Raw genomic sequence first — 20,010 nt, forward strand, 5'->3', positions numbered from 1 at the left:
CGGATGGGATGGGGATTGCACGATGATCTTGAACGTCAAAAGCGCGCGTGCCCGGGCACACGTCAACAGAAAACCGAGAGCCTAGCACCACTGTCCACAGATGCGGCGGCATCGGTTTGTAAAATCCGATTATCCATGACCGCTCCTATCACCCCCACAGTTGGCGTTGCCTGGGCAGATTCTGCCCGCCACGCCGCATTCGACGCCTGGCTGGCACCGCTGGCTGAAAAGCACCAGCTGCTTCCCGCAACCCTGCGCCCCGCTTCGGCCGATGCCAGCTTTCGCCGCTATCTGCGCCTGGATCGCAGCGATGGCAGCAGCCTGATCGTCATGGACGCGCCGCCCGACAAGGAAGATTGCGCGCCTTTTGCCAAGGTTCAGGGCCTGATGAACCAGGCCGGCCTGTGCGTGCCGCAGATTCTGGACTGGGACGCCGGCCATGGCTTCATGCTGCTGAGCGACCTGGGCGGCCAGACCGTCATCGAGGCTCTGAACCCCGAAAAACCCCAGGATGCCGAAGCCTGGTACCGCTCCGCCGTCGAGGTGCTGCTGGACTGGCAGCTGGCCTCCAAGGCCGGCAATACCGGAGCCTTGCCGCTCTATGACGAAACCCTGCTGCGCCGCGAGCTGCAGCTGTTTCCCGACTGGTATATCGCCAAGCACCGTCAGTTCACGCTGGACGACAAGCAGCAGGCCCTGCTCGGCAAGACCTTCGATCAGATCGTCGCCCACAATCTGCAGGCTCCCTGCGTCTATGTGCACCGTGACTTCATGATGCGCAACCTGATGCAGCCTGTGGCCAGTGGAGCCCCCCTGGGCGTGCTGGATTTTCAGGATGCCGTCTATGGCCCCATCACCTATGACATCGCCAGCCTGCTGCGCGATGCCTTCATCAGCTGGGAAGAGGACTTCATCATCGACATCACCATCCGTTACTGGGAAAAGGCCCGCAAGGCCGGTCTGGTGGGCGCCAACAGCGCCAGCGGCTGGGGCGACGACTTCGGCGAGTTCTACCGTGGGGTTGAATGGATGGGTCTGCAGCGCCACCTCAAGGTTGCGGGTATCTTTGCGCGCCTGACGCTGCGCGACGGCAAGCCCAAGTATCTGGCCGATGCACCTCGTTTCATCCACTACATACGCTCCACCTGCAACCGCTACCGCGCGCTGGGCCCGTTCCTCAAATTGATCGACGAGATCGAGGGCATCCAGACGCAGGTCGGTTACGCCTACGGGCGGATGTGAAACACCCCCTGAGCCGCTTTGCGGCTTCCCCCTCTCTCGCCTTGCTTCGCAATGCGGGAGGGGGACGACGCCCTCGCTGCGGGGCGGCCCTTGCCTGGCGTCCCTGAGGTGATTCAGCGCCAGTTTTGCGAGCCACGGACTCTGCGTGGCACCATGAATCACGAACCCCGAATTTTTCCCTATGCCGCGCTATCACTGCCCTATCCCTTTGCATCTTGGCGACGAGCTGGACCTGCCTGCAGGTGCCGCCCGCCATGTGCAGGTGCTGCGCCACCAGCCCGGCGACATCATCACCCTGTTTGAGGGCCAGACCGGCAACGGTTTTACCGGCGGCGAGTTCCTGGCCACCATCACCCGCATGGGCCGCAGCGATGTAGGCGTGCGCGTGGACAGCCACAGCCCCGCCGAGCGCGAAGCCGCACGTGCCGTGCATCTGGTGGTGGGGATGCCCGCCAACGAGCGCATGGACTGGCTGGTGGAAAAAGCCACCGAGCTGGGCGTTGCCAGCATCCAGCCCGTGATGGCGGCGCGCAGCGTGCTCAAGCTCAAGGGCGACCGCGCCGACAAGAAGATCGAGCGCTGGCAGTCGATTGCCGTCTCGGCCTGCGAGCAATGCGGCCGCAACCAGGTACCCGTGATTCATGCCCCACTGTCGCTGGCCGACTGGCTGCGCAGCAAGCAGGCGCCTGCGGCCGATGCGGCGCGTCTGGTGCTGTCGCTGCGCGAGGGCAATCAGCCGCTGCGCATCGCTGCGGGCAATGCGCATGCCGTCTGGGTGCTGCACGGCCCTGAAGGCGGACTGACCGCACAAGAAGAAGACTGGGCGCTGGAGCAGGGCTGGAAACCTGCCAGCCTCGGCTCCCGCGTGCTGCGCGCCGAAACGGCATCTGTTGCCACCCTGTCCCTGCTGGCCCTGGAGTAAATCAATGAGCAGCTGTCACCTCTCTCTGGCCAAGCCCGAGTTTTATACGCAGAATTTTCGCGTGGAGGCCCCCGAGTCTCTGCCCGAGGCCGTGCTGACCCCAAGGCGCATGGGTCTCATCATCGTCAATGCAGCCGCAGAATCCTCTGCAGCACTGCTGGGCCGAACGTTTACAGCACCCGAAGAAGGAGCGCCTGCACTGCCTGTGGAGCGGGTGCTGGTGCCCGCCAGCTTCGGTCTGGTGCCGCACTGGGTGAAGTCGGCGTCTGACGGCCGCCTGCGCGCGCTCAAGCTGGTGAATGCAAAGATAGACAATCTGACCACGGGAACGGCGTTCCGCGATGCCTGGCTGGCAGGCCAGCGCTGCATCGTGCCGCTGCAGTCCTTTCAGGTCGACGACCTGCGCCCCGGCAAGCCCCTGCCCACACGCATCACCCGTGTGGACAACCAGCCCATGGGCGCCGCCGGTGTCTGGGCACGCTGGGTGGGCGAGGACGGCGAGGTCATCGTCAGCTATGCCCTCATCACCATCAATGCCAATGCCCATGCGCTGATGAACCGCTACGGCCAGCCCGGCAACGACAAGGCCATGCCGGCCATCCTCAACGAAGGCGCATACGATGCCTGGCTCAATGCCAAGGTCAACAAGGCCAAGGAGTTTCTGCGCCCCTACCCGGCGGAAAAACTGCGTGCCAACCCAGTGGAAAAAGGCCGCAAGCAGCCGCCGCAGCAGTGGTAATCAGGGGGCTGGAAACTGCTGTTCCAGCCACTGCTCCAACCGCGCAAACACGGGGGCTGCCAGCTCGGGGCTCTCGTTGAAGATCTCGTGATAGGCCGCCTCAAAGCACTGGGCCTGCACCAGATCTCCCGGAGCCTGGGCGGCAAAGGCCGCGCTGCCGGCCGGGTTGACCAGCTTGTCCTCGCCCGCCCACAGCAGCAGCGTGGGAACGCACCAGGCTGTCGCCTTGGACAGCACATGACGACCGGCCTCGGCCATATAGCGCGCCAGCCGGGCGCTGATGCGCCGGTGCTGCAGTGCATCGGCGTCATAGGCCAGCGCAACTTCGGGATCATGCGAGAGATGCGCGGACTGCACCCCATTGGCCACGCGCAAATTGGGCAGCAGCCTGGGCAGGCTCGCCACCAGCGCCTTCTGCATTCCCGACAGATGCAGGGCCAGCGCCGGAGAGGACAGCACCAGTCCGTCCACATGACGCAGGCCGGACGCGACAAAATCCGCCGCCACCAGTCCACCCAGACTGTGCCCCAGCAGCACCAGGGGCTGATGCTTGGGCATGGCTGCACGGGTAGCGTCCAGCACCACCGCCAGATCGTCGAGCAGGCGCATATCGCTGGTCAGGCCGCCCTGCGGCCCGCCCGACAGGCCGTGGCCGTACTGGTCATAGGCCCGCACCGCAAAGCCGAGCGCGTTGAGCCGCTGCGCCAGTGCGGCATAGCGCCCGCTATGCTCGCCCAGGCCATGCACCAGCAGCACCTGGGCACGGGGCTTGACGCCCGGCGCCAGCGGCCAGTCGCGCAGCGCAAGCTGGGTGGCGTCCGATGCGGCCATATGCAGCAGCCGGGGCGGATGGGTACTGGAATCGGTGGGCGTCATGCACGATCTCATCAGGCTGGCAAGAGCTTGCAGGATGCAGCCGCCGCCTGCGCACGTCAACCGTGGCAGTCCCCGGTCCGGCCACGGCGACCGGTCATGGTGTTATCAAGGAAGAGAGCGCCGGAAGCTTTGGTGACCATCGCCAGCGGCTGTGCTCTCGATACCTGCATCAGGCCTGCGCTGCCTCGGTCTGATGACGGGCCATGGCGGCAATCACCTCCGCCACCGAAGCCGTGAGCTTCTTGGCATAGGGCACATGGAGGAACTCGTTGGGGCCGTGGGCATTGCTCTTGGGGCCCAGCACGCCACAGACCATCATCTGCGCCTTGGGAAAGCCCTTGCTCAGCATATTCATCAGCGGAATCGTGCCGCCCTGGCCGATATAGCCGCAACCGGCGCCGAAGTGCGCCCGGCTGGCGGCATTGAGCGCCTTCTCGAACCAGCCGTCCATGCCCGGCGCATTCCAGCCACTGGAGCTGGACAGGCCTTCCCAGGTCACCCGGGCCTCATAGGGCGCATTGTCCTCCAGCAGGGCCTTCATCTCCCGCACGCAGGCTGCGGCATCGACCAGCGGCGGCAGGCGCAGGCTGAGCTTGAAGGCCGTGTAGGGACGCAGCACATTGCCGGCATTTTGCAGATGGGGCATGCCCTCCACACCGGTCACGCTCAGCGTGGGCTCCCAGGTGCGGCGCACCAGGGCCTGGACCGGATCGGTGGTCGTGGGCAGGGACACACGGGCCGAGCCGCCGCAGTCGTAATGCGCCCAGGGAAAGCGCGCATAGGCATCTTCGCCGAGGATCTCCGCCGTGGCGCGGATCTGCGCCATGCGCTCGGCCGGCACCTCGCAGTGAAAGCTCTGCGGCAGCACGCGGCCGTTCCTGCTGTCCTCGAGACGATCCAGCACCTGGCGCATGATGCGAAAGGACGAGGGCACCACGCCCGAGGCATCGCCCGAGTGCACGCCCTCGGTGAGGATCTGCACCTTGAGCGTGCCGCTGGCCATGCCGCGCAGGCTGGTGGTCAGCCACAACTGGTCGTAGTTGCCGGCACCGCTGTCGAGACAGATCACCAGGCCTACATCGCCCAGGCGCGGGCGCAAGGCATCCACATAGGGCAGCAGATCGGCCGAGCCGCTTTCCTCGCAGGTCTCGATGATGGCCACGATGCGCGGATGGGGCACGTTCTGGCGCTTGAGCTCCTGAATCGCCGCCACGCTGGCATAGACCGCATAGCCGTCATCGGCTCCACCACGGCCATAGAGCTTGCCGTCCTCGTACTTGGGCGTCCAGGGACCCAGATCGTTGCGCCAGCCTTCGAACTCGGGCTGCTTGTCGAGGTGACCGTACATCAGCACCGTGGGGCTGGTCGAGGCCTTCTCGGCCGTGCCTTCCACCTCGAAGAAGATGAGCGGCGTGCGACCCGGCTGCTGAATCACTTCCAGCTTCAGCCCGGCCACTTTCTGCGCTTCCACCCAGGCCGCAGCGTTGCGCAGCACCGTGGCGATATGGCCTTGCTGCTCCCAATCGGGCGCAAACATGGGCGACTTGGCGGGGATGGTGATGTAGTTCGTCAGCTCCGGGACGATGCTCTGGTCCCACTGCTGGGTGATGTGCTGCAGCGCATCCTGGGGCTGCAGCAGATGGGCGGGAGTACGTGCGTTCATGGTCGGCTCCTTCTGTGACGGGGCGACGAGCCATGGCAGGCCCGCGCCATGTGCATGATTGTGCGCCATTGCCGGTGGCTGCACCGCAGGCATTGGCATGGCAGTGCCGGCGCCCACCTCCCCCATTGGGCTGCCAGCCTGGTCGGCAGGCACTCTGCCGTTTCTGGGTCGTTCACGCTGACGATGATCAGCGCACTGGCCAGCGCATGTGCCTGGTCGACAGCCAAGGCCGCCGCGCCGACTCACTCCCGTTGGGTCATCACTTCCTATTTAATAGCTCATCGCGCTTATCAGCCAACAAATTCAATATCAATCGATATTGAATTCATTGCATATAAAGCGCTATAAGCTACTTTTTCAATAGCAAATCATGCATGTTCGAAGTGAAACACCGCCGTCGTTGCGAGCAGATTGGGCAGGCTGCGCACCACCTGGCCGTTCTGCAGACCGAAGGAGTCGCGAATGCGCAAGCGGTTCTTGGTGGCCAGCACTTCAAAGTCCTTGTAGGTGCCCACACGGATATTCGGCGTGTCATACCACTGATAGGGCAGACGGCGCGTGACCGGCATACGCCCGCGCAGCACGGACAGACGGTTTTGCCAATGTGCGAAATTGGGGAAGGCGACCACGCCCTGCTTGCCGATGCGGGCCGTCTCCCGCAGCATCACCTCGGCATTGCGCAGATGCTGCAGCGTGTCGATCTGCAGCACCATATCAAAGCTGTTGTCGCCGAAGATGGCCAGGCCGTCCTCCAGATTGAGCTGCAGCACGTTCACGCCGCGGCGCGTACAGGCCAGCACATTGGCGTCGTCCAGCTCCACGCCATAGCCCGTGCAGCCGCGCTCGCGCACCAGGTGCTCCAGCAACGCGCCGTCGCCACAACCCAGGTCCAGCACGCGTGCGCCCTGCGGCACCAGCTCGGCAATGGCTCTCATGGTGGTCAACTCGGTCATGCGGCGCCTCCTGCGCGTTCGGTGGTCTTCAGTTCTTTGGCAATGCCCTCGAAATAGGAGCGCATCACGCTCATATAGCGCGGGTCGTCGAGCAAAAACGCATCATGACCATGGGGTGCGTCGATCTCGGCATAGCTGACGTCGCGGTTGTTCTCCAGCAGCGACTTGACGATCTCGCGGCTGCGCGCCGGCGCAAAGCGCCAGTCCGTCGTGAAGCTCACCAGCAGGAAGCGGGCCTTGGCCACGGCCAGTGCCCGAGTCAGATCGCCGTCATGGGAGCGCGCCGGATCGAAATAGTCCAGGGCACGCGTGATGAGCAGATAGGTGTTGGCATCGAAGTAGCCGCTGAACTTCTCGCCCTGGTAGCGCAGATAGCTCTCGATCTGGAACTCCACATCCTGGGTGCTGTACAGGTAATCGCGCCGATCCGACGCTGGGCCGCCCCGAGTCGGATCAGTCCCCTCAGGGGGCAGCGAACCACGTGCAGCGGGGAGCGTGGGGGCCCTGAGACTGCGACCGAACTTCTGGTTCATCACGTCATCGCTCAGATACGTGATGTGGCCGACCATGCGCGCGATGCGCAGGCCGCGCGCGGGCACCACGCCATGCTCGTAGAAATGGCCGCCGTTGAAATCCGGGTCGGTGACGATGGCGCGGCGCGCCACCTCGTTGAAGGCAATGTTCTCGGCGTTCAGATTGGGCGCGCTGGCCACCACCACGGCATGGCGCATGCGCTCGGGATAGCGCAGCGACCAGGACAGGGCCTGCATGCCGCCCAGGCTGCCGCCCAGCACGGCGGCCAGCGTCTGAATCCCCAGCCGGTCCAGCAGACGCGCCTGCGCATCCACCCAGTCTTCCACCGTCACCACGGGGAAATCCGCGCCATAAGGCTTGCCCGTGGCCGGGTTGGTGTGCATGGGGCCGGTAGAGCCGAAGCAGGAGCCCAGATTGTTGATGCCGATGACAAAGAATTTATCGGTATCGACAGGCTTGCCCGGGCCGATCATGTTGTCCCACCAGCCTTCGCTCTTGGGCTGGCCCTCATAGCTGCCGGCTACATGGTGAGAGGCATTGAGCGCATGACAGACCACGATGGCATTGCTCTTGTCGGCATTGAGCTGGCCGTAGGTCTCGAAGGCAAGGTCGTAATCGGCGATGGAACCACCGCTTTGCAAGGGCAGGGGTTCATCAAAATGCATGAACTGAGGTGTCGCGATGAAGGACATATGAAAAAACCCGGCATCGCTAAAAACGAGGCCGGGTCGGTGTACTGTCACTTCGCGGACGGGTCTTTAGCTGGATTTATAAAGCGCCCGCAAGCTTTGGCAAATCGGCGCGTGAAAAGTGCAGTGTACTGCATTCGCTGCGCCTGCCCGAGGGCTGCGGATGTCACAACACCGCATCCACTATCGGGCAAGCGCAGAAAGCTACATTTCCTGTAGCGTCATACCTTGGTCAGGAGCGCGGCAATACCCAGTACCAGGAAGATCACCGCGCACACCCGGTGAATCGTCTTGATGGGCAGCTTCTTGGTGATCTTCTCGCCAAACCACACCACCGGCGCATTGGCCAGCATCATGCCCAGCGTGGTGCCAGCCACCACCCAGTAGTAGGCCAGCGGGTACTTGGCGGCCAGGCCCACCGTGGCCAGTTGGGTCTTGTCACCCATCTCGGCCAGGAAGAACAGCAGCAGCGTGGTGCCAAAAACACCCCAGCGCCCTGCACCACTGCCGGTATCGTCATCGTCGAGCTTGTCGGGAATCAGCATCCAGCCTGCCATGAGGATGAATGAAATCCCCAGGATCCAGCGCAGCACATCGGGGCCGAGCACCGTGGTGATCCAGTTGCCCACGGCGCCGGCCAGGGCATGGTTGACCAGGGTCGCCACAAAAATGCCCGCAACAATGGGCAGGGGCTTGCGGAACTTGGCCGCCAGCACCAATGAGAGGAGTTGGGTTTTATCCCCCATCTCGGCCAGGGCGACGATGGAGGTGGATATGAGGAAAGCTTCCATGATGGGGAAAGACGGCCGGAGTTGGCACAACGCATTGACCACGCACCGACTCCGGCCTATCTCTTCATAGGTTCTCTCGGTACGTAATCAATGGTCTCGACCGGTCGCACCACGCATTGCACGCTGTGCCGCATGCGCCATAGGCCACGAGGACCCAAGTCTGTTGACGCATGCATCCGGCAGCTGGCTGCCGAACGGCCTACTCCCCAAAGAAAGTAAGCCATCATTCTATCTGTTTAACCCTGTAAGACAACTGCTTATTTGAATATTCAAAATTTTGTATTTCAGGGTAACTCCCATCGAGACAATGTTGTTACCAACACGAAATTTGATCTTTTCGTAATACAACGGCTTCTCTTGTGACTCATAATGTATGAGTCTTCGTCTGGAAAGCAATTTCCGGATCGGAGCAAGTGCGTTAGCGTCTCTAATGTTGTCATCCAAGGCTGACTCCCTAGGGCTCCATCGCGTTTTCAAGTTTTTTCAGGAGTCCAGCATGGGCAACAAGCTTTACGTAGGCAATCTGCCTTACACTTTCCGCGACCAAGATCTGCAAGACAGCTTCAGCGAATTCGGCACTGTGAACAGCGCCAAGGTGATGATGGAGCGCGACACCGGCCGCTCCAAGGGCTTCGGCTTTGTGGAAATGGGCAGCGATGCCGAGGCACAAGCTGCTATACAGGGCCTGCATGGCCAAAACCGTGGCGGCCGTGATCTGGTCGTGAACGAAGCACGTCCCATGGAACCCCGTCCTCCCCGCTCCGGCGGCTTTGGCGGTGGCTTCGGTGGTGGCCGTGAAGGCGGCGGCGGCTTCGGCGGTGGCCGTGGTGACGGCGGCGGCTTCGGCGGCGGCCGTGGCGATGGCGGCGGCTATGGCCGTCGCAATAGCTACTAATCAGTTATTGCCAATAACAAAAAAAGGATCTTCGGATCCTTTTTTTGTTGCTAAACGTTAGCAACGCGGTTTTCGAGCATTTATTTTTTTCCTTGTTCTCCGTCATAATTCCTTTCTCGGGAATTTCCCGTTCACAAGCGAATAGGTTTCCAGGATTTTTGGCATGTTTTCCCATGAATATGCGACGGCCATCCTGGATTCGATCGCGCCATTGAAGCATTGAGGAGCTAGGAGTTATTAATGGGCAATAAGCTGTATGTCGGCAACCTTCCCTATGGTGTGCGCGACAACGATCTGGAGCAGGCGTTCGGCCAGTTTGGAGCTGTCGCAAGTGCACGCGTCATGATGGAAAGAGACACCGGCCGCTCCAAAGGCTTTGGTTTTGTGGAAATGGCCAGTGAAGCGGAAGCACAGGCTGCCATTCAAGGCATGAATGGCCAACCCCTGGGTGGCCGCAGCCTCGTCGTGAATGAAGCGCGCCCCATGGAACCCCGTCCTCCTCGCACCGGTGGTTATGGCGGAGGTTTCCGCAGTGAAGGTGGCTTTGGCGGCGGTAATCGCGATGGCGGTTATGGTGGCGGCCGTAATGAAGGCGGTGGCTATGGCCGCGGCGACGGTGGCGGCCGCGGTGAGGGCGGCTTCCGCAGCCCCTATGGCTCTGGTCCGCGTCACGGTGGTCGCGGCGGCTACGGTGGTGGCAATAACCACGGCGAATAAGCCTCGTTCACCTCTGTAAATAAAGGCACGTCATCGTGCCTTTATTTATTTGCCAGGGCATTCAAATGCATAGTCATTTTCTCAATGCCTCTGCCCTCTCCCATTCAATCCTTTTGGAGATGCCTGGGCTTTCTGGTTTTCCCCAGGGTCAATCTATCCCATAGATAAGCGGGCAATACCCGCATTACGCCGCCGACAACTCGCATCTGCCAAGGAATAATTGCATATCGGGCTTTGCGGTCGATGACGCGAACGGCACGCCTTGCGAATTCTTCAGGCGTCAGCAGAAAAGGCATGGAATACGGGTTATGCCGAGTCAACGGGGTGTCAACGTAGCCCGGCAATAAGCTGGTCACCGCGACGCCGGTTTTCTGCAATTCCACGCGCAGACTTTCGCAATAGGCAATAGCAGCCGCCTTACTCGCCGAATATGCGGCATGGCCCGGTAATCCGCGAATACCGGCCACACTGCAAATACCCACCAGACGACCGCTGCCGCGCTTCACCATGGGCTCAATAAATGGCTGAAAGCTTGCAGCCAGCCCCATGGCGTTGCTGGCCAGCACTTGCTGCATGACCTCGAGATCCTCGCGCAAGGAAGTGTCCACTCCCCAGCTGATGCCCGCGTTGGCGATCACGACATCGGGCAGGCCCTGGCGCTCCAGGCAGGCCTTCGCGGCACCGCAGATGCTGTCGATGTCCGTGACATCCGCGCCATAGACGACGTAGCGGGATGCGTCCAGGTGCCTGGATTGCGCCCATTGCTCCATGACTGCGGTGCGCCTTGCCACCAGGGCGATCGACCAGCCCAGCTGGTAGTAGTGCCAGGCCAGGGCCTGGCCTATGCCGCTGGAAGCACCGGTGATGTAGACGAGTCCGGCTCCATGTCCTGACATGACTTATGGCTTCTGGCTGGGCTGGATGATGCCCTTGACCCGCCCCTGCATCTGCAGAATCTGATCAAGATGCCCGTACTGCATGCTGTCACCGGTAAATTTGTCGCTGCCACGGGTCATGACTACCGGCTTGTTGGTGCTGGCGCGCTCTTCGTTGGGCCAGAGCTGCAGAAACTCGCTCTCCAGCTTCATGCCCGGCAAGGCCTTCTGGGTCGCAGTGGCAGGCACGGGCTCGCGCGTGATGACGGCCTGCCCGAACATCTGGATTTCCGAGCCGTCGCCATTGCTCAGGGCGCGGTTGGAACTGCCAATAGTCTTGCGCCCGTCCGGTGTAAAGCTCAGCATGCGCGCATCCTGGATTTCCAGCGTATCGGTATCGGGGAAATGTTCACCCGTCGTGCCATTCAGACGGCTTTTGAGACGCCCCGACGCCTCGAAGTTCTTGATGACAAAGTCCTTGAGGAAATAGTCCGGATCGTGCCGTACGGCTCTCTCCGTGCCACTGGAAAGCGGCTTGGGGGCATTGCGCACCAGCCACCAGGTTCCCAATGCCAGCAGGCCCATGATGAGCACGGGCAGGTACATCGAGGCCTTATCGCCGACACGGCGCCATTGCCCGCTCATGTGCCATACCCCGCAAGCAGCGCGGCATAAGCGCCATTGGCGGCCAGCAGCAGATCGCAGAACTGCCGCACCGCGCCCTCCCCGCCATGCCTGGCACTGACCCAGTCCGCCACATGCAGAGCCTCGTCATGCGCATTGGCCGGGGCGCAGGCAAAGTGGCTGCGACGCATGACGGGCAGGTCGGGCCAGTCGTCCCCCATGGCGCCCGCCTGCTCCCAGTGCAGCCCCAGTTCCGCCAGGATGGACTCGGCAGCAGGCACCTTGTCCTCGGTGCCAAAGCGCGCATGCTCAATGCCCAGCTGCTTCAGGCGCAAACGCAGCGGAGCGGAGTCGCGTCCTGTCACCACGGCCGGCGTGATGCCGGCCTTTTGCAGCATTTTCAGGCCATGGCCATCCAGCGTGTGGAAGCGCTTGAGGACTTCACCCTCGCCCGAGAAGTAAAGACCGCCATCGGTCAGAACGCCGTCCACATCGAAGAAGACCACGCGAATTCCCTGGGCCTTGAGCAACAACTGTGGATCCCATTGCTGGCTGGGTGTCAGAGCAGGTCGGTTCATCAGATCACCTTGGCGCGCATCAGGTCGCGGATATGCACCACACCCTGCAGGTGCTGGCTGTCATCGGTCACCAGCACAGCGGTAATGCCATGCTCTTCCATCATGCGGGCCGCGGCCACCGCCAGCAAGTCAGGCTTGATCGTCAGAGGCCTGGGGTGCATGACATCGCTGGCCACACGGCTGCGCAGATCCACGCCGGCTTCCACGCAGCGGCGCAAGTCTCCGTCGGTGAAAATGCCCACCAGCTCACCGCCGGCGTTGACCACGGCGGAGCAGCCAAGGCCCTTGGCGCTCATCTCGCGCATCAGCTCCACACTGCTCACATCCTGGACCACCTGGGGCACATCGGCACCACGGCGCATCACGTCGCGCACATGGGTCAGCAGGCGCCGACCCAGCGCTCCTCCGGGATGCGAGCGCGCAAAATCCTCGGCGCCAAAGCCACGGGCGTCGAGCAAGGCCACTGCCAGCGCATCCCCCATGGCCAGCTGGGCGGTCGTACTCGCAGTGGGCGCCAGATTCAGAGGACAGGCTTCCTTGTCGACGCGTGTATCCAGCACCCAGTCTGCATGCTTGGCCAGTGTCGAGCTCAGCCCGCCGGTCACGGCCACCAGCGGCACGCCCATGCGCTTGATGGCGGGCAACACGCCGGTCAGCTCGTCGGTCTCACCGCTATTGGACAAGGCCAGCACCAGATCATCCTGCGTCAGCATGCCCAGGTCGCCGTGACTGGCCTCAGCAGGATGCACGAAAAAGGCGGGAGTCCCGGTGGACGCCAGAGTCGCGGCCACCTTGCGGCCCACATGCCCGCTTTTGCCCATGCCCATGACCACCACCCGGCCCGGCAGCTGCAAAATGCGCTGCACCACGGCCGTGAACGCGCCATTGAGGCGTTCGGACATGGAACGCAGGGCGGCGGCCTCGATATCCAGGGCCGCGCGGGCCAGGTTCAAGGCTCGCGGTGCGTCGATCAGACGCGAATTGGCAGCATCAGAATTCATGCCCGGATTTTAGCCAGCCCCTGCCTGCCGGGCAGCGGGCAACATCCCTTTTGCCCGCATTTCAGGCCTGAGCCCATACACTGGCGAGCATTCAAAGAACTCTGGCCAGCCATGCAAACCTCCACCAGCGTCAACGACTATCTGCGCGACCATATCCGCACCGTGCCGGACTGGCCTGCACCGGGCGTGCAGTTCCGCGACATCACGCCCCTGCTGCAGGACCCCAAGGTCTTTCGCGTCATGACCGACGCCTTTGTGCACCGTTACATGGATCCCAAGCTTCGTCCCGATGTGGTCGCAGGCCTGGATGCCCGCGGATTCATTCTGGGTGCCGTGATCGCACACGAGCTCAATATCGGCTTTGTACCCATCCGCAAAAAAGGCAAGCTGCCCTTCACCACGGTCGAAGAAACCTATGAGCTCGAATACGGTAGCGCCACCGTGGAACTGCATACGGATGCCGTCAAATCGGGAGACCGTGTGCTGCTGATTGACGATCTGATCGCCACCGGCGGCACCATGATGGCCGGCAAGAAGCTGCTGGAAAAGCTGGGGGCGACGGTGGTGGAAGGCGCGGCGATCGTGGACCTGCCGGAACTGGGCGGCTCCAAGCATCTCAAGGACAGCGGCCTGCCGCTGTTCACGCTGGTGGACTTCGCCGGACACTGACCGAGCGGTTCACCGCCCTGATCAGCGCAGCTCCCCATACTGCGTCGCCCCCAGAGAGCCCAAGCCGGAGACGGCAAATTCACCACCTTCCTCGTGGCCTGAGCCAGGACCCAGCAAGGGTGCCTGGCGGGAGTGGCGCGAGCCTGCCGCAGAGGAGGCAGCGGCCATGGCCACTGCCTGCTTGAAAGCATCCATCTCCTGCGCGTCGATGGGCTCGAAGGAGCGGCCCGGTTGTACCGCAGCGGCAAGCGGCGCCTGGCGCGGCGCGGTCATTGCTGGAGCAAAGCCGTCAAACTGCGTCTGCGCAAAGTCCGGGGTGGCGGCAGCCTGCAGCTGCCCATTCACGCGCCAGTACACGGCGTGAACCCCGGCATCCATGCGGGTTCTGGCGAGCTCTGCAATCAAGGCCTCGATACGTCTTTGCTGAGAGGCATCGGCCGCATACGCGGGTGCCAGATCCACCATCACGACAAAGCGCTGGCCGACGTTGTCCAGCGAGAGCACCTTGAACTTGTAGCCGGCAGAGAGAATGCCGACCCTGACCATGGCTTCGCGCACGATGACGTACAGCTGCTCGCGTCTGGCCGAGCGCTCCCGGTGCTGCGACTGACGCGCCCCCGGATCATCCTCGTGGCGCGATGCTGGCGTGCCATCGTCTTGGCGAGGCGCGCGAGAAAACCATCGAAACAGGGACATGAGCACACTCGATCAGGCTGTATTTACAATAGGACACATTCTGCCTCCTGGTCTGAAGCAGCTCGTGACATTGGCTGAAATATTAGCCTTTGTCCGACGTGGATCAAGCGCCCAGCCCGTGCCAGATACAAAAAAATCTTCGCTCAGGTGCTCGCCACCCGGCGGCGACTGTCCCCTGCACGGCGCGCCAGTACCTGACCTGCCATGGTCAGCAGCGCCAGGGCCAGCGCAGGCTGGCGATTTGCAATTTCCGAATAACGCAGCGCAGTCAGACACCATAGACGGCTGGGCGCTGCGGCCTGGACCGTGGCCTTGCGTGGCCTATGGGCGAAGAAGGCGCCCTCCCCCACAATCGCCCCCGGCCCCACCAAGGCCAGGCGGATTCTTTCCTTCGAATCCTGGTAATGCACGCTCAGCGAGCCGTACTCCACCATGTACAGATTGCGGTCCAGTGCCCCTTCGGCAAACAACACTTCGCTGGCCGCCAGGTTGATCGGCTGCAGATACGGCGCCAACAACTCCCATTGCGTGGCACTGAGCATGTTTTGGGCGGTATCGGTGGCAACCGAGGTTGTCATTGCCTGGACCAGCGCCGACAAATCCTGAGGTGTGGAAGCGAACATAAGCAGTGAGTAGTACGCGAACGCCGCATGCCATCCGGGTGGACAACTCCGGATTCACATCCCGGCCGCTCAGGGCAAAAGAAATTCATAGCGCGCCATGGTTCACCATCAACGCAGGCTGAATGCTAAGCGACTCCGACAGTCCCGCCAATCACTTGCGCCGCTGAGTTACTTTTGCACACTCCAGATGTCTGCATTCCGATCTGCTCCAGCAAAAAAGGATCGACTAGTCGATCCTTTTTTGATAGCTAATATGCCTCTAGCCATATAGGTTAGCGACCTATTTCAATCAAATCAGCCGTTGGCGCGCTTTTCCAGGATTTCGAAGGCGGGCAGCTTCTTGCCTTCCAGCACTTCCAGGAAGGCACCGCCGCCGGTGGAGATGTAGCCCACGTCCTTTTCGATGCCGTACTTGGCAATGGCGGCCAGGGTGTCGCCACCGCCGGCAATGCTGAAGGCAGGGGACTCGGCAATCGCCTGGGCGATGACCTTGGTGCCATTGGCAAACTGATCGAACTCGAACACGCCCACGGGGCCGTTCCAGACAATGGTGCCGGCCTTTTTGAGCTGCTCGGCCAGCAGGGCTGCGGTTTCCGGACCGATGTCCAGAATCATGTCGTCGTCCGCCACTTCGGAGGCTTTCTTGACGGTGGCCACGGCGTCGGCAGCAAAGGTCTTGGCAGTCACCACGTCAGTGGGCACGGGCACATTGGCGCCACGGGCAGCCATGGCGTCGATCACGGCCTTGGCATCTGCCACCAGATCGGGCTCGGCCAGCGACTTGCCGATCTTCAGGCCGGCAGCCAGCATGAAGGTGTTGGCAATGCCGCCGCCCACGATGAGCTGGTCCACCTTGTCGGCCAGGCTCTTGAGAATGGTCAGCTTGGTGGACACCTTGGAGCCGGCGACGATGGCGGCCAGGGGGCGTGCAGGCGCGGCCAGGGCCTTGTTCAGCGCGTCGATCTCGGCCGACAGCAGCGGGCCCGCGCAGGCGATGGGGGCGTATTCGGCGATGCCGTAGGTCGTGCCTTCGGCGCGGTGCGCGGTGCCGAAGGCATCGTTCACAAAGATGTCGCAGAGCTTGGCCAGCTTCTGGGCCAGCTCGGGCTTGTTCTTCTTCTCGCCCACGTTGACACGGCAGTTCTCCAGCAGCACGACCTGGCCGGGGGCAATCTGCACGCCGTCCACCCAGTCGGCCACCAGGGGCACATCGCGGCCCAGCAGCTCGGACAGACGCTTGGCCACGGGAGCCAGCGAATCCTGGGGTTTGAATTCACCTTCGGTGGGGCGGCCCAGGTGGCTGGTGACCATCACCGCAGCGCCAGCCTTCAGCGCCATCTCGATGGCCGGCACGGAAGCGCGCACACGCGTGTCTTCGGTGATTTCACCTGCGTCGTTCAGCGGCACGTTCAGGTCGGCACGGATGAAAACACGTTGACCCTGGGCCTTGCCCTGAGCGCACAGATCGGAGAAGCGGATGATGTTCATGCAGCAAAAAAGCGACTCCGAAAGTCGCCCATACAAAGGTTGGAAAACAAAAAATCTGTCTGCATTTTAGGTCGTTCACCCTTTGCAGCCATCGTTTTTACCTGCTTACTCGACTCAAAAACAGGAGCATCTTGCGCGCGCTGTAACTGGGTTTCAGACCTTTTCAGCGGAAGCTCATATGAAAACAGGAGCACTCAGCTCCTGTTTTCTCTGGCCCTGGGGCTACCAGCCCATGCCGATATGCAGCGGCAGGTAGATCGCCATGCCCAGTGCGATGGTTCCGAGAATACTGCGCTTGTAAAAAAAATACACCACAGAAGCGGCCAGCGCAGGCAGTCGCGCATCGGCCAGGCTGCCTATCAGCTGACCATTGCTCATCACGATCTCGGGCGCAATCACTGCGGCCAAGGCCGCCAACGGGGCGTATTTGAGCCCGCGCTTGAGCCAGTTGGGTAGCGGCAGCTCACGCTCGGGAATCATGAAGAAGGCACGCGTGACCAGCGTGATGAGGGCCAGCCCGATACAGGCGACGATGACCCAGAAACTGCTCATCATGACCGTTCCTCCTCATCCTTTGCCGCCGACAGCTGGCTGGCCTGCTTTTGCAGCTGCTCGGCCATGAGGCCTGCAGCCACGGCGGCGGCGATCGCCACCAGGATGTTGAGCTTGAGCGGCAGCGCAAAAGCCGCCACGGCAGCCGTGCAGGCCACGATGGACGCCACCCAGGTCGCGCGATCCTTGAGCATGGACAGCAGCACGCCCAGCAGTGCCAGCACGCCGGCAAAGCCCAGACCCCAGGACAGGGGAATCTGGTCGGCCAGAAAAATGCCCAGCGTGGACGGGATCTGCCAGGCCAGCCAGTTGGTCAGTGCTGCGCCCCAGAAATAGGGCAGCTGCTCGGGCTGCGGCCTGGCCTCGGGGTAGCGACGCATGAAGTTCACGAAAATCACATCGCCGCTGAAATAGGCGACCGCCAGGCGGTGACGCAGGCTCAGATGGGCGAAATAGCTGCGCCACATGCTGGACAGGATCACGAAACGCAGGTTCACGCAGATGGCGGTGAACCAGACCACCCACAGCGGCGCCCCCACGGCCATCAGCGGCAGCACGGCCAGCTGGGCGCTGCCCGCATAGACGCTCAGGCCCATGAACAGCGCCAGAGGCACGGAAAGACCGCTCTTGACCATGGCCACACCGGTCACCAGCCCCCAGGCGGCGATACCCAGGGCTGTGCCCCCCATTTCTTTGGAACCGACCCAGAAAAACGGATCCCTGACTATCGATTTCGCACGCTGACCCAGCGTGATCGCCATATCCGTCATACCTCGCCAGCGCCCTCTCCCAGTAGCGCCCCAGCCGGGAGCGCGAAACCGCGCAGAAAATCGCTGGCGGCCAGGCGCTTGCCACCCGCGCGCTGCAACAGCGTCATATTGAGCACGCCGCTGCCGCAAGCCACGCGCACCCCCTGAGCGTCGGCCGACAGCACCATGCCGGGGGCACCGGAGCCTTCCTCGGCCCCGGCCTCCCAGACCTTGATGGCTTCGCTGCCCAGGCTGGTGGCGCCGCCTGGGAAGGGGTTGAAGGCACGCAGGCGGCGTGCGATGACTTCGGCGCTTTCGCGCCAGTCGATCAGGCTCTCCGACTTCTCGATCTTGTGGGCATAGGTCACGCCAGCGGCAGGCTGGGGCGTGCGCGGCAGGCCGCCGCAGGCCGCCATTTCCAGTGCTTCCACGATCAGGCGACCACCCAGCGTGGCCAGCTTGTCGTGCAGGCTGGCCGTGGTGTCATGCGCAGCAATCGGCAGACGCTCGATCACGCACATATCGCCGGTATCCAGACCGGCATCCATCTGCATGATGGTGACGCCGGTCTCGGCATCCCCGGCCTCGATGGCACGATGAATCGGCGCTGCACCGCGCCAGCGCGGCAGCAGGCTGGCATGGATGTTCAGGCAGCCCAGGCGCGGTGTATCGAGCACCCATTGCGGCAGAATCAGTCCATAGGCCGCCACCACCATCACATCGGCCTGAGCGGCCTCGATCGCGGCCTTGGCGGCAGCGGCGTCTTCGGGATATTTGCCGTCCAGACGCAGACTCAACGGCTGAGCCACGGCAATGCCATGCTCCAAAGCGCACTGCTTGACGGGAGAGGCTTGCAGCTTCATGCCGCGCCCGGCGGGACGGTCCGGCTGGGTCAGCACCAGCGGAACTTCAAAACCTGCGGCCAGCAGACTCTCCAGGGCCACGCGCGCAAATTCGGGCGTACCCGCAAAAATGACTTTCATGGAACTCACAAATTAAAAAGGCAGCCGTCGGCTGCCAGGTCTTCAACGGTGCGGCTCTCGGAGGTACATGCTCTCATCGGTGAACATGACCTTCTGCACCACACCTTGCGGGTCTATGTGCACATGGGCACGCCGACCAAAGGTATTGTCCAGAAAACGGTAGGTCCAGATGTCACCTTTGAAGCTGTAGACCCCCTCGACTATGGCGGGCGGGCCGAACATGCGATAGACATCGTCGCGGGTATCCACGCCATTGCGCAGCGCAAAAAAGTGCGCCGTATCCAGCACCTGCTCCACGCGCACCAGCTTGCGCTGGGCATCGAAATCCATGTGATAGACCTGCTGGCCGGCCGGCTGCTGGCTGTAGACCAGACGCTGGCCGCCGTCGGGCAAGGCCACGACCAAAGTGGGCTTGCCCATGCCTTTTTCCACCTCGGCCTGCGGCATGCCGGGCTTTTGCCACTGGGGCACCATGCAGCCCGCCAGCCCCACTGCCAGCAGACTTGCAGTCAACAGTGTTTGCAGGCGGGGCAGGGGCATGGAAGCTCCGATCAGGCCCGCAGGGCCTGCTTCTGGGCCTTGACCAGCTTGGTCTTGATGCGGTTGCGTTTCAGCGGCGAGAGGTATTCGACAAACACCTTGCCCAGCAGGTGATCCATCTCGTGCTGGATGCAGATGGCCAGCATGCCTTCTGCGTCGATCTCGCGGCTGTTGCCATTCTCGTCGAGGGCCTTGACCTTGACGGCAATGGAGCGCTCCACCCCGTCGTAGATGCCGGGCACGGACAGGCAGCCTTCTTCACCCAGCTGCGTTTCGTCGCTGGCCCAGAGGATCTCGGGATTGATCAGCGCCATGGGCTCGTTGCGCTCCTCGGACACGTCGATCACGATGACCCGCTCATGCACATCGATCTGCGTCGCGGCCAGGCCGATGCCCTGGGCGTCGTACATGGTCTCGAGCATGTCTTTCACCAGGGTCTGGATGCGCTCATCCACCTGCGCCACGGGCTTGGCAACCTTGTGAAGACGGGGATCGGGATAGCAGAGGATGGGAAGAATGGCCATGGTGTGTCGGTAAATCTGTCGTTATTGTCCCAACATTTGACGCCAAACGCTTGTCACGCCCTCAATAAACATTGATCTATCGAGGCC

Annotated in this window: 23 protein-coding genes; 6 read left to right on the forward strand and 17 right to left on the reverse strand. The window is 62.5% G+C overall.

Features of this window, described 5'->3' with window-relative positions; genetic code table 11:
• Positions 1-135 precede the first annotated feature (135 nt).
• From O987_RS26855 to O987_RS26865, 3 genes are all read left to right on the forward strand, one after another.
• Positions 136-1,242, forward strand: a complete 1,107-nt coding sequence (locus O987_RS26855; RefSeq protein WP_043375822.1) for an aminoglycoside phosphotransferase family protein — start codon at positions 136-138, stop codon at positions 1,240-1,242.
• A gap of 181 nt (positions 1,243-1,423) precedes the next feature.
• Entirely contained in the window at positions 1,424-2,164 is a 741-nt protein-coding gene (locus tag O987_RS26860; RefSeq protein ID WP_043375824.1) for a 16S rRNA (uracil(1498)-N(3))-methyltransferase, read from the forward strand.
• A gap of 4 nt (positions 2,165-2,168) precedes the next feature.
• Positions 2,169-2,903: an SOS response-associated peptidase gene (locus O987_RS26865; RefSeq protein WP_043375826.1), complete on the forward strand. Its 735-nt coding sequence runs from the start codon at positions 2,169-2,171 to the stop codon at positions 2,901-2,903.
• On the opposite strand, the gene O987_RS26870 is transcribed toward O987_RS26865, so the two are convergent.
• The 5 genes from O987_RS26870 to O987_RS26890 form a co-directional block, all read right to left on the reverse strand.
• Complete coding sequence (locus O987_RS26870; RefSeq protein ID WP_003060205.1) at positions 2,904-3,779, reverse strand: alpha/beta hydrolase; 876 nt, start codon at positions 3,777-3,779, stop codon at positions 2,904-2,906. It lies immediately after the preceding gene.
• 169 nt (positions 3,780-3,948) lie between these two features.
• On the reverse strand, positions 3,949-5,442 hold the full coding sequence (locus tag O987_RS26875; protein ID WP_043377090.1) for a M20 family metallopeptidase: 1,494 nt from the start codon (positions 5,440-5,442) through the stop codon (positions 3,949-3,951).
• 368 nt (positions 5,443-5,810) lie between these two features.
• Positions 5,811-6,395 carry a methionine biosynthesis protein MetW gene (gene metW, locus O987_RS26880; protein WP_003060201.1) on the reverse strand — a complete coding sequence of 195 codons (585 nt, stop codon included), beginning with the start codon at positions 6,393-6,395 and terminating at the stop codon, positions 5,811-5,813.
• Entirely contained in the window at positions 6,392-7,621 is a 1,230-nt protein-coding gene (gene metX / locus O987_RS26885) for a homoserine O-acetyltransferase MetX (RefSeq protein WP_043375828.1), read from the reverse strand. Before metX ends, metW begins: the two co-directional genes overlap by 4 nt.
• A gap of 218 nt (positions 7,622-7,839) precedes the next feature.
• Positions 7,840-8,409, reverse strand: a complete 570-nt coding sequence (locus tag O987_RS26890) for a TMEM165/GDT1 family protein (protein WP_003060195.1) — start codon at positions 8,407-8,409, stop codon at positions 7,840-7,842.
• 496 nt (positions 8,410-8,905) lie between these two features.
• On the opposite strand from O987_RS26890, the gene O987_RS26895 reads away from it, so the two are divergent.
• Together O987_RS26895 and O987_RS26900 are read left to right on the forward strand one after the other, a co-directional pair.
• A complete protein-coding gene (locus O987_RS26895; RefSeq protein WP_003060193.1) occupies positions 8,906-9,304 on the forward strand; it encodes an RNA recognition motif domain-containing protein in 399 nt (132 codons plus the stop codon).
• Positions 9,305-9,544: 240 nt separating this feature from the next.
• Positions 9,545-10,021: an RNA recognition motif domain-containing protein gene (locus O987_RS26900; RefSeq protein ID WP_003060192.1), complete on the forward strand. Its 477-nt coding sequence runs from the start codon at positions 9,545-9,547 to the stop codon at positions 10,019-10,021.
• Positions 10,022-10,125: 104 nt separating this feature from the next.
• On the opposite strand, the gene O987_RS26905 is transcribed toward O987_RS26900, so the two are convergent.
• Genes O987_RS26905 through O987_RS26920 form a run of 4 tightly spaced genes read right to left on the reverse strand, consistent with a single transcriptional unit; the run spans position 10,126 to position 13,099 of the window.
• Positions 10,126-10,917 carry an SDR family oxidoreductase gene (locus O987_RS26905; protein WP_043375830.1) on the reverse strand — a complete coding sequence of 264 codons (792 nt, stop codon included), beginning with the start codon at positions 10,915-10,917 and terminating at the stop codon, positions 10,126-10,128.
• 3 nt (positions 10,918-10,920) lie between these two features.
• On the reverse strand, positions 10,921-11,541 hold the full coding sequence (lptC, locus tag O987_RS26910) for an LPS export ABC transporter periplasmic protein LptC (protein ID WP_043375831.1): 621 nt from the start codon (positions 11,539-11,541) through the stop codon (positions 10,921-10,923).
• Positions 11,538-12,098, reverse strand: coding sequence for a KdsC family phosphatase (locus O987_RS26915; protein WP_003060185.1), 561 nt, complete (start codon positions 12,096-12,098; stop codon positions 11,538-11,540). Before O987_RS26915 ends, lptC begins: the two co-directional genes overlap by 4 nt.
• Entirely contained in the window at positions 12,098-13,099 is a 1,002-nt protein-coding gene (locus O987_RS26920) for a KpsF/GutQ family sugar-phosphate isomerase (protein ID WP_003060182.1), read from the reverse strand. Before O987_RS26920 ends, O987_RS26915 begins: the two co-directional genes overlap by 1 nt.
• A gap of 111 nt (positions 13,100-13,210) precedes the next feature.
• On the opposite strand from O987_RS26920, the gene O987_RS26925 reads away from it, so the two are divergent.
• Positions 13,211-13,768, forward strand: a complete 558-nt coding sequence (locus O987_RS26925; protein ID WP_003060181.1) for an adenine phosphoribosyltransferase — start codon at positions 13,211-13,213, stop codon at positions 13,766-13,768.
• A gap of 21 nt (positions 13,769-13,789) precedes the next feature.
• Here O987_RS26925 and O987_RS26930 read toward each other — a convergent pair whose 3' ends face one another.
• The 8 genes from O987_RS26930 to def all read right to left on the reverse strand — a co-directional run bounded on the left by O987_RS26930 (position 13,790) and on the right by def (position 19,923).
• The gene (locus O987_RS26930) at positions 13,790-14,464 is read right to left on the reverse strand and encodes a hypothetical protein (RefSeq protein WP_043375833.1); all 675 of its coding nucleotides are present in this window, start codon (positions 14,462-14,464) and stop codon (positions 13,790-13,792) included.
• Between the two features lie 143 nt (positions 14,465-14,607).
• Positions 14,608-15,087, reverse strand: a complete 480-nt coding sequence (locus O987_RS26935) for a Crp/Fnr family transcriptional regulator (protein WP_043375835.1) — start codon at positions 15,085-15,087, stop codon at positions 14,608-14,610.
• A 294-nt stretch (positions 15,088-15,381) separates the two neighbouring features.
• The gene (locus tag O987_RS26940; protein ID WP_003060174.1) at positions 15,382-16,575 is read right to left on the reverse strand and encodes a phosphoglycerate kinase; all 1,194 of its coding nucleotides are present in this window, start codon (positions 16,573-16,575) and stop codon (positions 15,382-15,384) included.
• 222 nt (positions 16,576-16,797) lie between these two features.
• Complete coding sequence (locus O987_RS26945; RefSeq protein ID WP_080731618.1) at positions 16,798-17,130, reverse strand: AzlD domain-containing protein; 333 nt, start codon at positions 17,128-17,130, stop codon at positions 16,798-16,800.
• Positions 17,127-17,897, reverse strand: coding sequence for an AzlC family ABC transporter permease (locus tag O987_RS26950; protein WP_144244979.1), 771 nt, complete (start codon positions 17,895-17,897; stop codon positions 17,127-17,129). Before O987_RS26950 ends, O987_RS26945 begins: the two co-directional genes overlap by 4 nt.
• Positions 17,894-18,859, reverse strand: coding sequence for a methionyl-tRNA formyltransferase (gene fmt, locus O987_RS26955; RefSeq protein WP_043375837.1), 966 nt, complete (start codon positions 18,857-18,859; stop codon positions 17,894-17,896). Before fmt ends, O987_RS26950 begins: the two co-directional genes overlap by 4 nt.
• Positions 18,860-18,901: 42 nt before the next feature.
• Positions 18,902-19,399: a hypothetical protein gene (locus O987_RS26960; RefSeq protein ID WP_043375839.1), complete on the reverse strand. Its 498-nt coding sequence runs from the start codon at positions 19,397-19,399 to the stop codon at positions 18,902-18,904.
• Positions 19,400-19,410: 11 nt separating this feature from the next.
• Positions 19,411-19,923, reverse strand: a complete 513-nt coding sequence (gene def / locus O987_RS26965) for a peptide deformylase (RefSeq protein ID WP_003060164.1) — start codon at positions 19,921-19,923, stop codon at positions 19,411-19,413.
• Between the last annotated feature and the right edge of the window lie 87 nt (positions 19,924-20,010).

This window comes from Comamonas testosteroni TK102, assembly GCF_000739375.1.
Lineage (GTDB): Bacteria > Pseudomonadota > Gammaproteobacteria > Burkholderiales > Burkholderiaceae_C > Comamonas > Comamonas brasiliensis.

Excerpts from the sequence above, each read along its gene's own strand:
- O987_RS26855 (WP_043375822.1), top strand. The coding sequence starts at position 136 with ATGACCGCTCCTATCACCCCCACAGTTGGCGTTGCCTGGGCAGATTCT.
- O987_RS26860 (WP_043375824.1), top strand. The coding sequence starts at position 1,424 with ATGCCGCGCTATCACTGCCCTATCCCTTTGCATCTTGGCGACGAGCTG.
- O987_RS26865 (WP_043375826.1), top strand. The coding sequence starts at position 2,169 with ATGAGCAGCTGTCACCTCTCTCTGGCCAAGCCCGAGTTTTATACGCAG.
- O987_RS26870 (WP_003060205.1), bottom strand. The coding sequence starts at position 3,779 with ATGACGCCCACCGATTCCAGTACCCATCCGCCCCGGCTGCTGCATATG.
- O987_RS26875 (WP_043377090.1), bottom strand. The coding sequence starts at position 5,442 with ATGAACGCACGTACTCCCGCCCATCTGCTGCAGCCCCAGGATGCGCTG.
- metW (WP_003060201.1), bottom strand. The coding sequence starts at position 6,395 with ATGACCGAGTTGACCACCATGAGAGCCATTGCCGAGCTGGTGCCGCAG.
- metX (WP_043375828.1), bottom strand. The coding sequence starts at position 7,621 with ATGTCCTTCATCGCGACACCTCAGTTCATGCATTTTGATGAACCCCTG.
- O987_RS26890 (WP_003060195.1), bottom strand. The coding sequence starts at position 8,409 with ATGGAAGCTTTCCTCATATCCACCTCCATCGTCGCCCTGGCCGAGATG.
- O987_RS26895 (WP_003060193.1), top strand. The coding sequence starts at position 8,906 with ATGGGCAACAAGCTTTACGTAGGCAATCTGCCTTACACTTTCCGCGAC.
- O987_RS26900 (WP_003060192.1), top strand. The coding sequence starts at position 9,545 with ATGGGCAATAAGCTGTATGTCGGCAACCTTCCCTATGGTGTGCGCGAC.
- O987_RS26905 (WP_043375830.1), bottom strand. The coding sequence starts at position 10,917 with ATGTCAGGACATGGAGCCGGACTCGTCTACATCACCGGTGCTTCCAGC.
- lptC (WP_043375831.1), bottom strand. The coding sequence starts at position 11,541 with ATGAGCGGGCAATGGCGCCGTGTCGGCGATAAGGCCTCGATGTACCTG.
- O987_RS26915 (WP_003060185.1), bottom strand. The coding sequence starts at position 12,098 with ATGAACCGACCTGCTCTGACACCCAGCCAGCAATGGGATCCACAGTTG.
- O987_RS26920 (WP_003060182.1), bottom strand. The coding sequence starts at position 13,099 with ATGAATTCTGATGCTGCCAATTCGCGTCTGATCGACGCACCGCGAGCC.
- O987_RS26925 (WP_003060181.1), top strand. The coding sequence starts at position 13,211 with ATGCAAACCTCCACCAGCGTCAACGACTATCTGCGCGACCATATCCGC.
- O987_RS26930 (WP_043375833.1), bottom strand. The coding sequence starts at position 14,464 with ATGTCCCTGTTTCGATGGTTTTCTCGCGCGCCTCGCCAAGACGATGGC.
- O987_RS26935 (WP_043375835.1), bottom strand. The coding sequence starts at position 15,087 with ATGTTCGCTTCCACACCTCAGGATTTGTCGGCGCTGGTCCAGGCAATG.
- O987_RS26940 (WP_003060174.1), bottom strand. The coding sequence starts at position 16,575 with ATGAACATCATCCGCTTCTCCGATCTGTGCGCTCAGGGCAAGGCCCAG.
- O987_RS26945 (WP_080731618.1), bottom strand. The coding sequence starts at position 17,130 with ATGATGAGCAGTTTCTGGGTCATCGTCGCCTGTATCGGGCTGGCCCTC.
- O987_RS26950 (WP_144244979.1), bottom strand. The coding sequence starts at position 17,897 with ATGACGGATATGGCGATCACGCTGGGTCAGCGTGCGAAATCGATAGTC.
- fmt (WP_043375837.1), bottom strand. The coding sequence starts at position 18,859 with ATGAAAGTCATTTTTGCGGGTACGCCCGAATTTGCGCGCGTGGCCCTG.
- O987_RS26960 (WP_043375839.1), bottom strand. The coding sequence starts at position 19,399 with ATGCCCCTGCCCCGCCTGCAAACACTGTTGACTGCAAGTCTGCTGGCA.
- def (WP_003060164.1), bottom strand. The coding sequence starts at position 19,923 with ATGGCCATTCTTCCCATCCTCTGCTATCCCGATCCCCGTCTTCACAAG.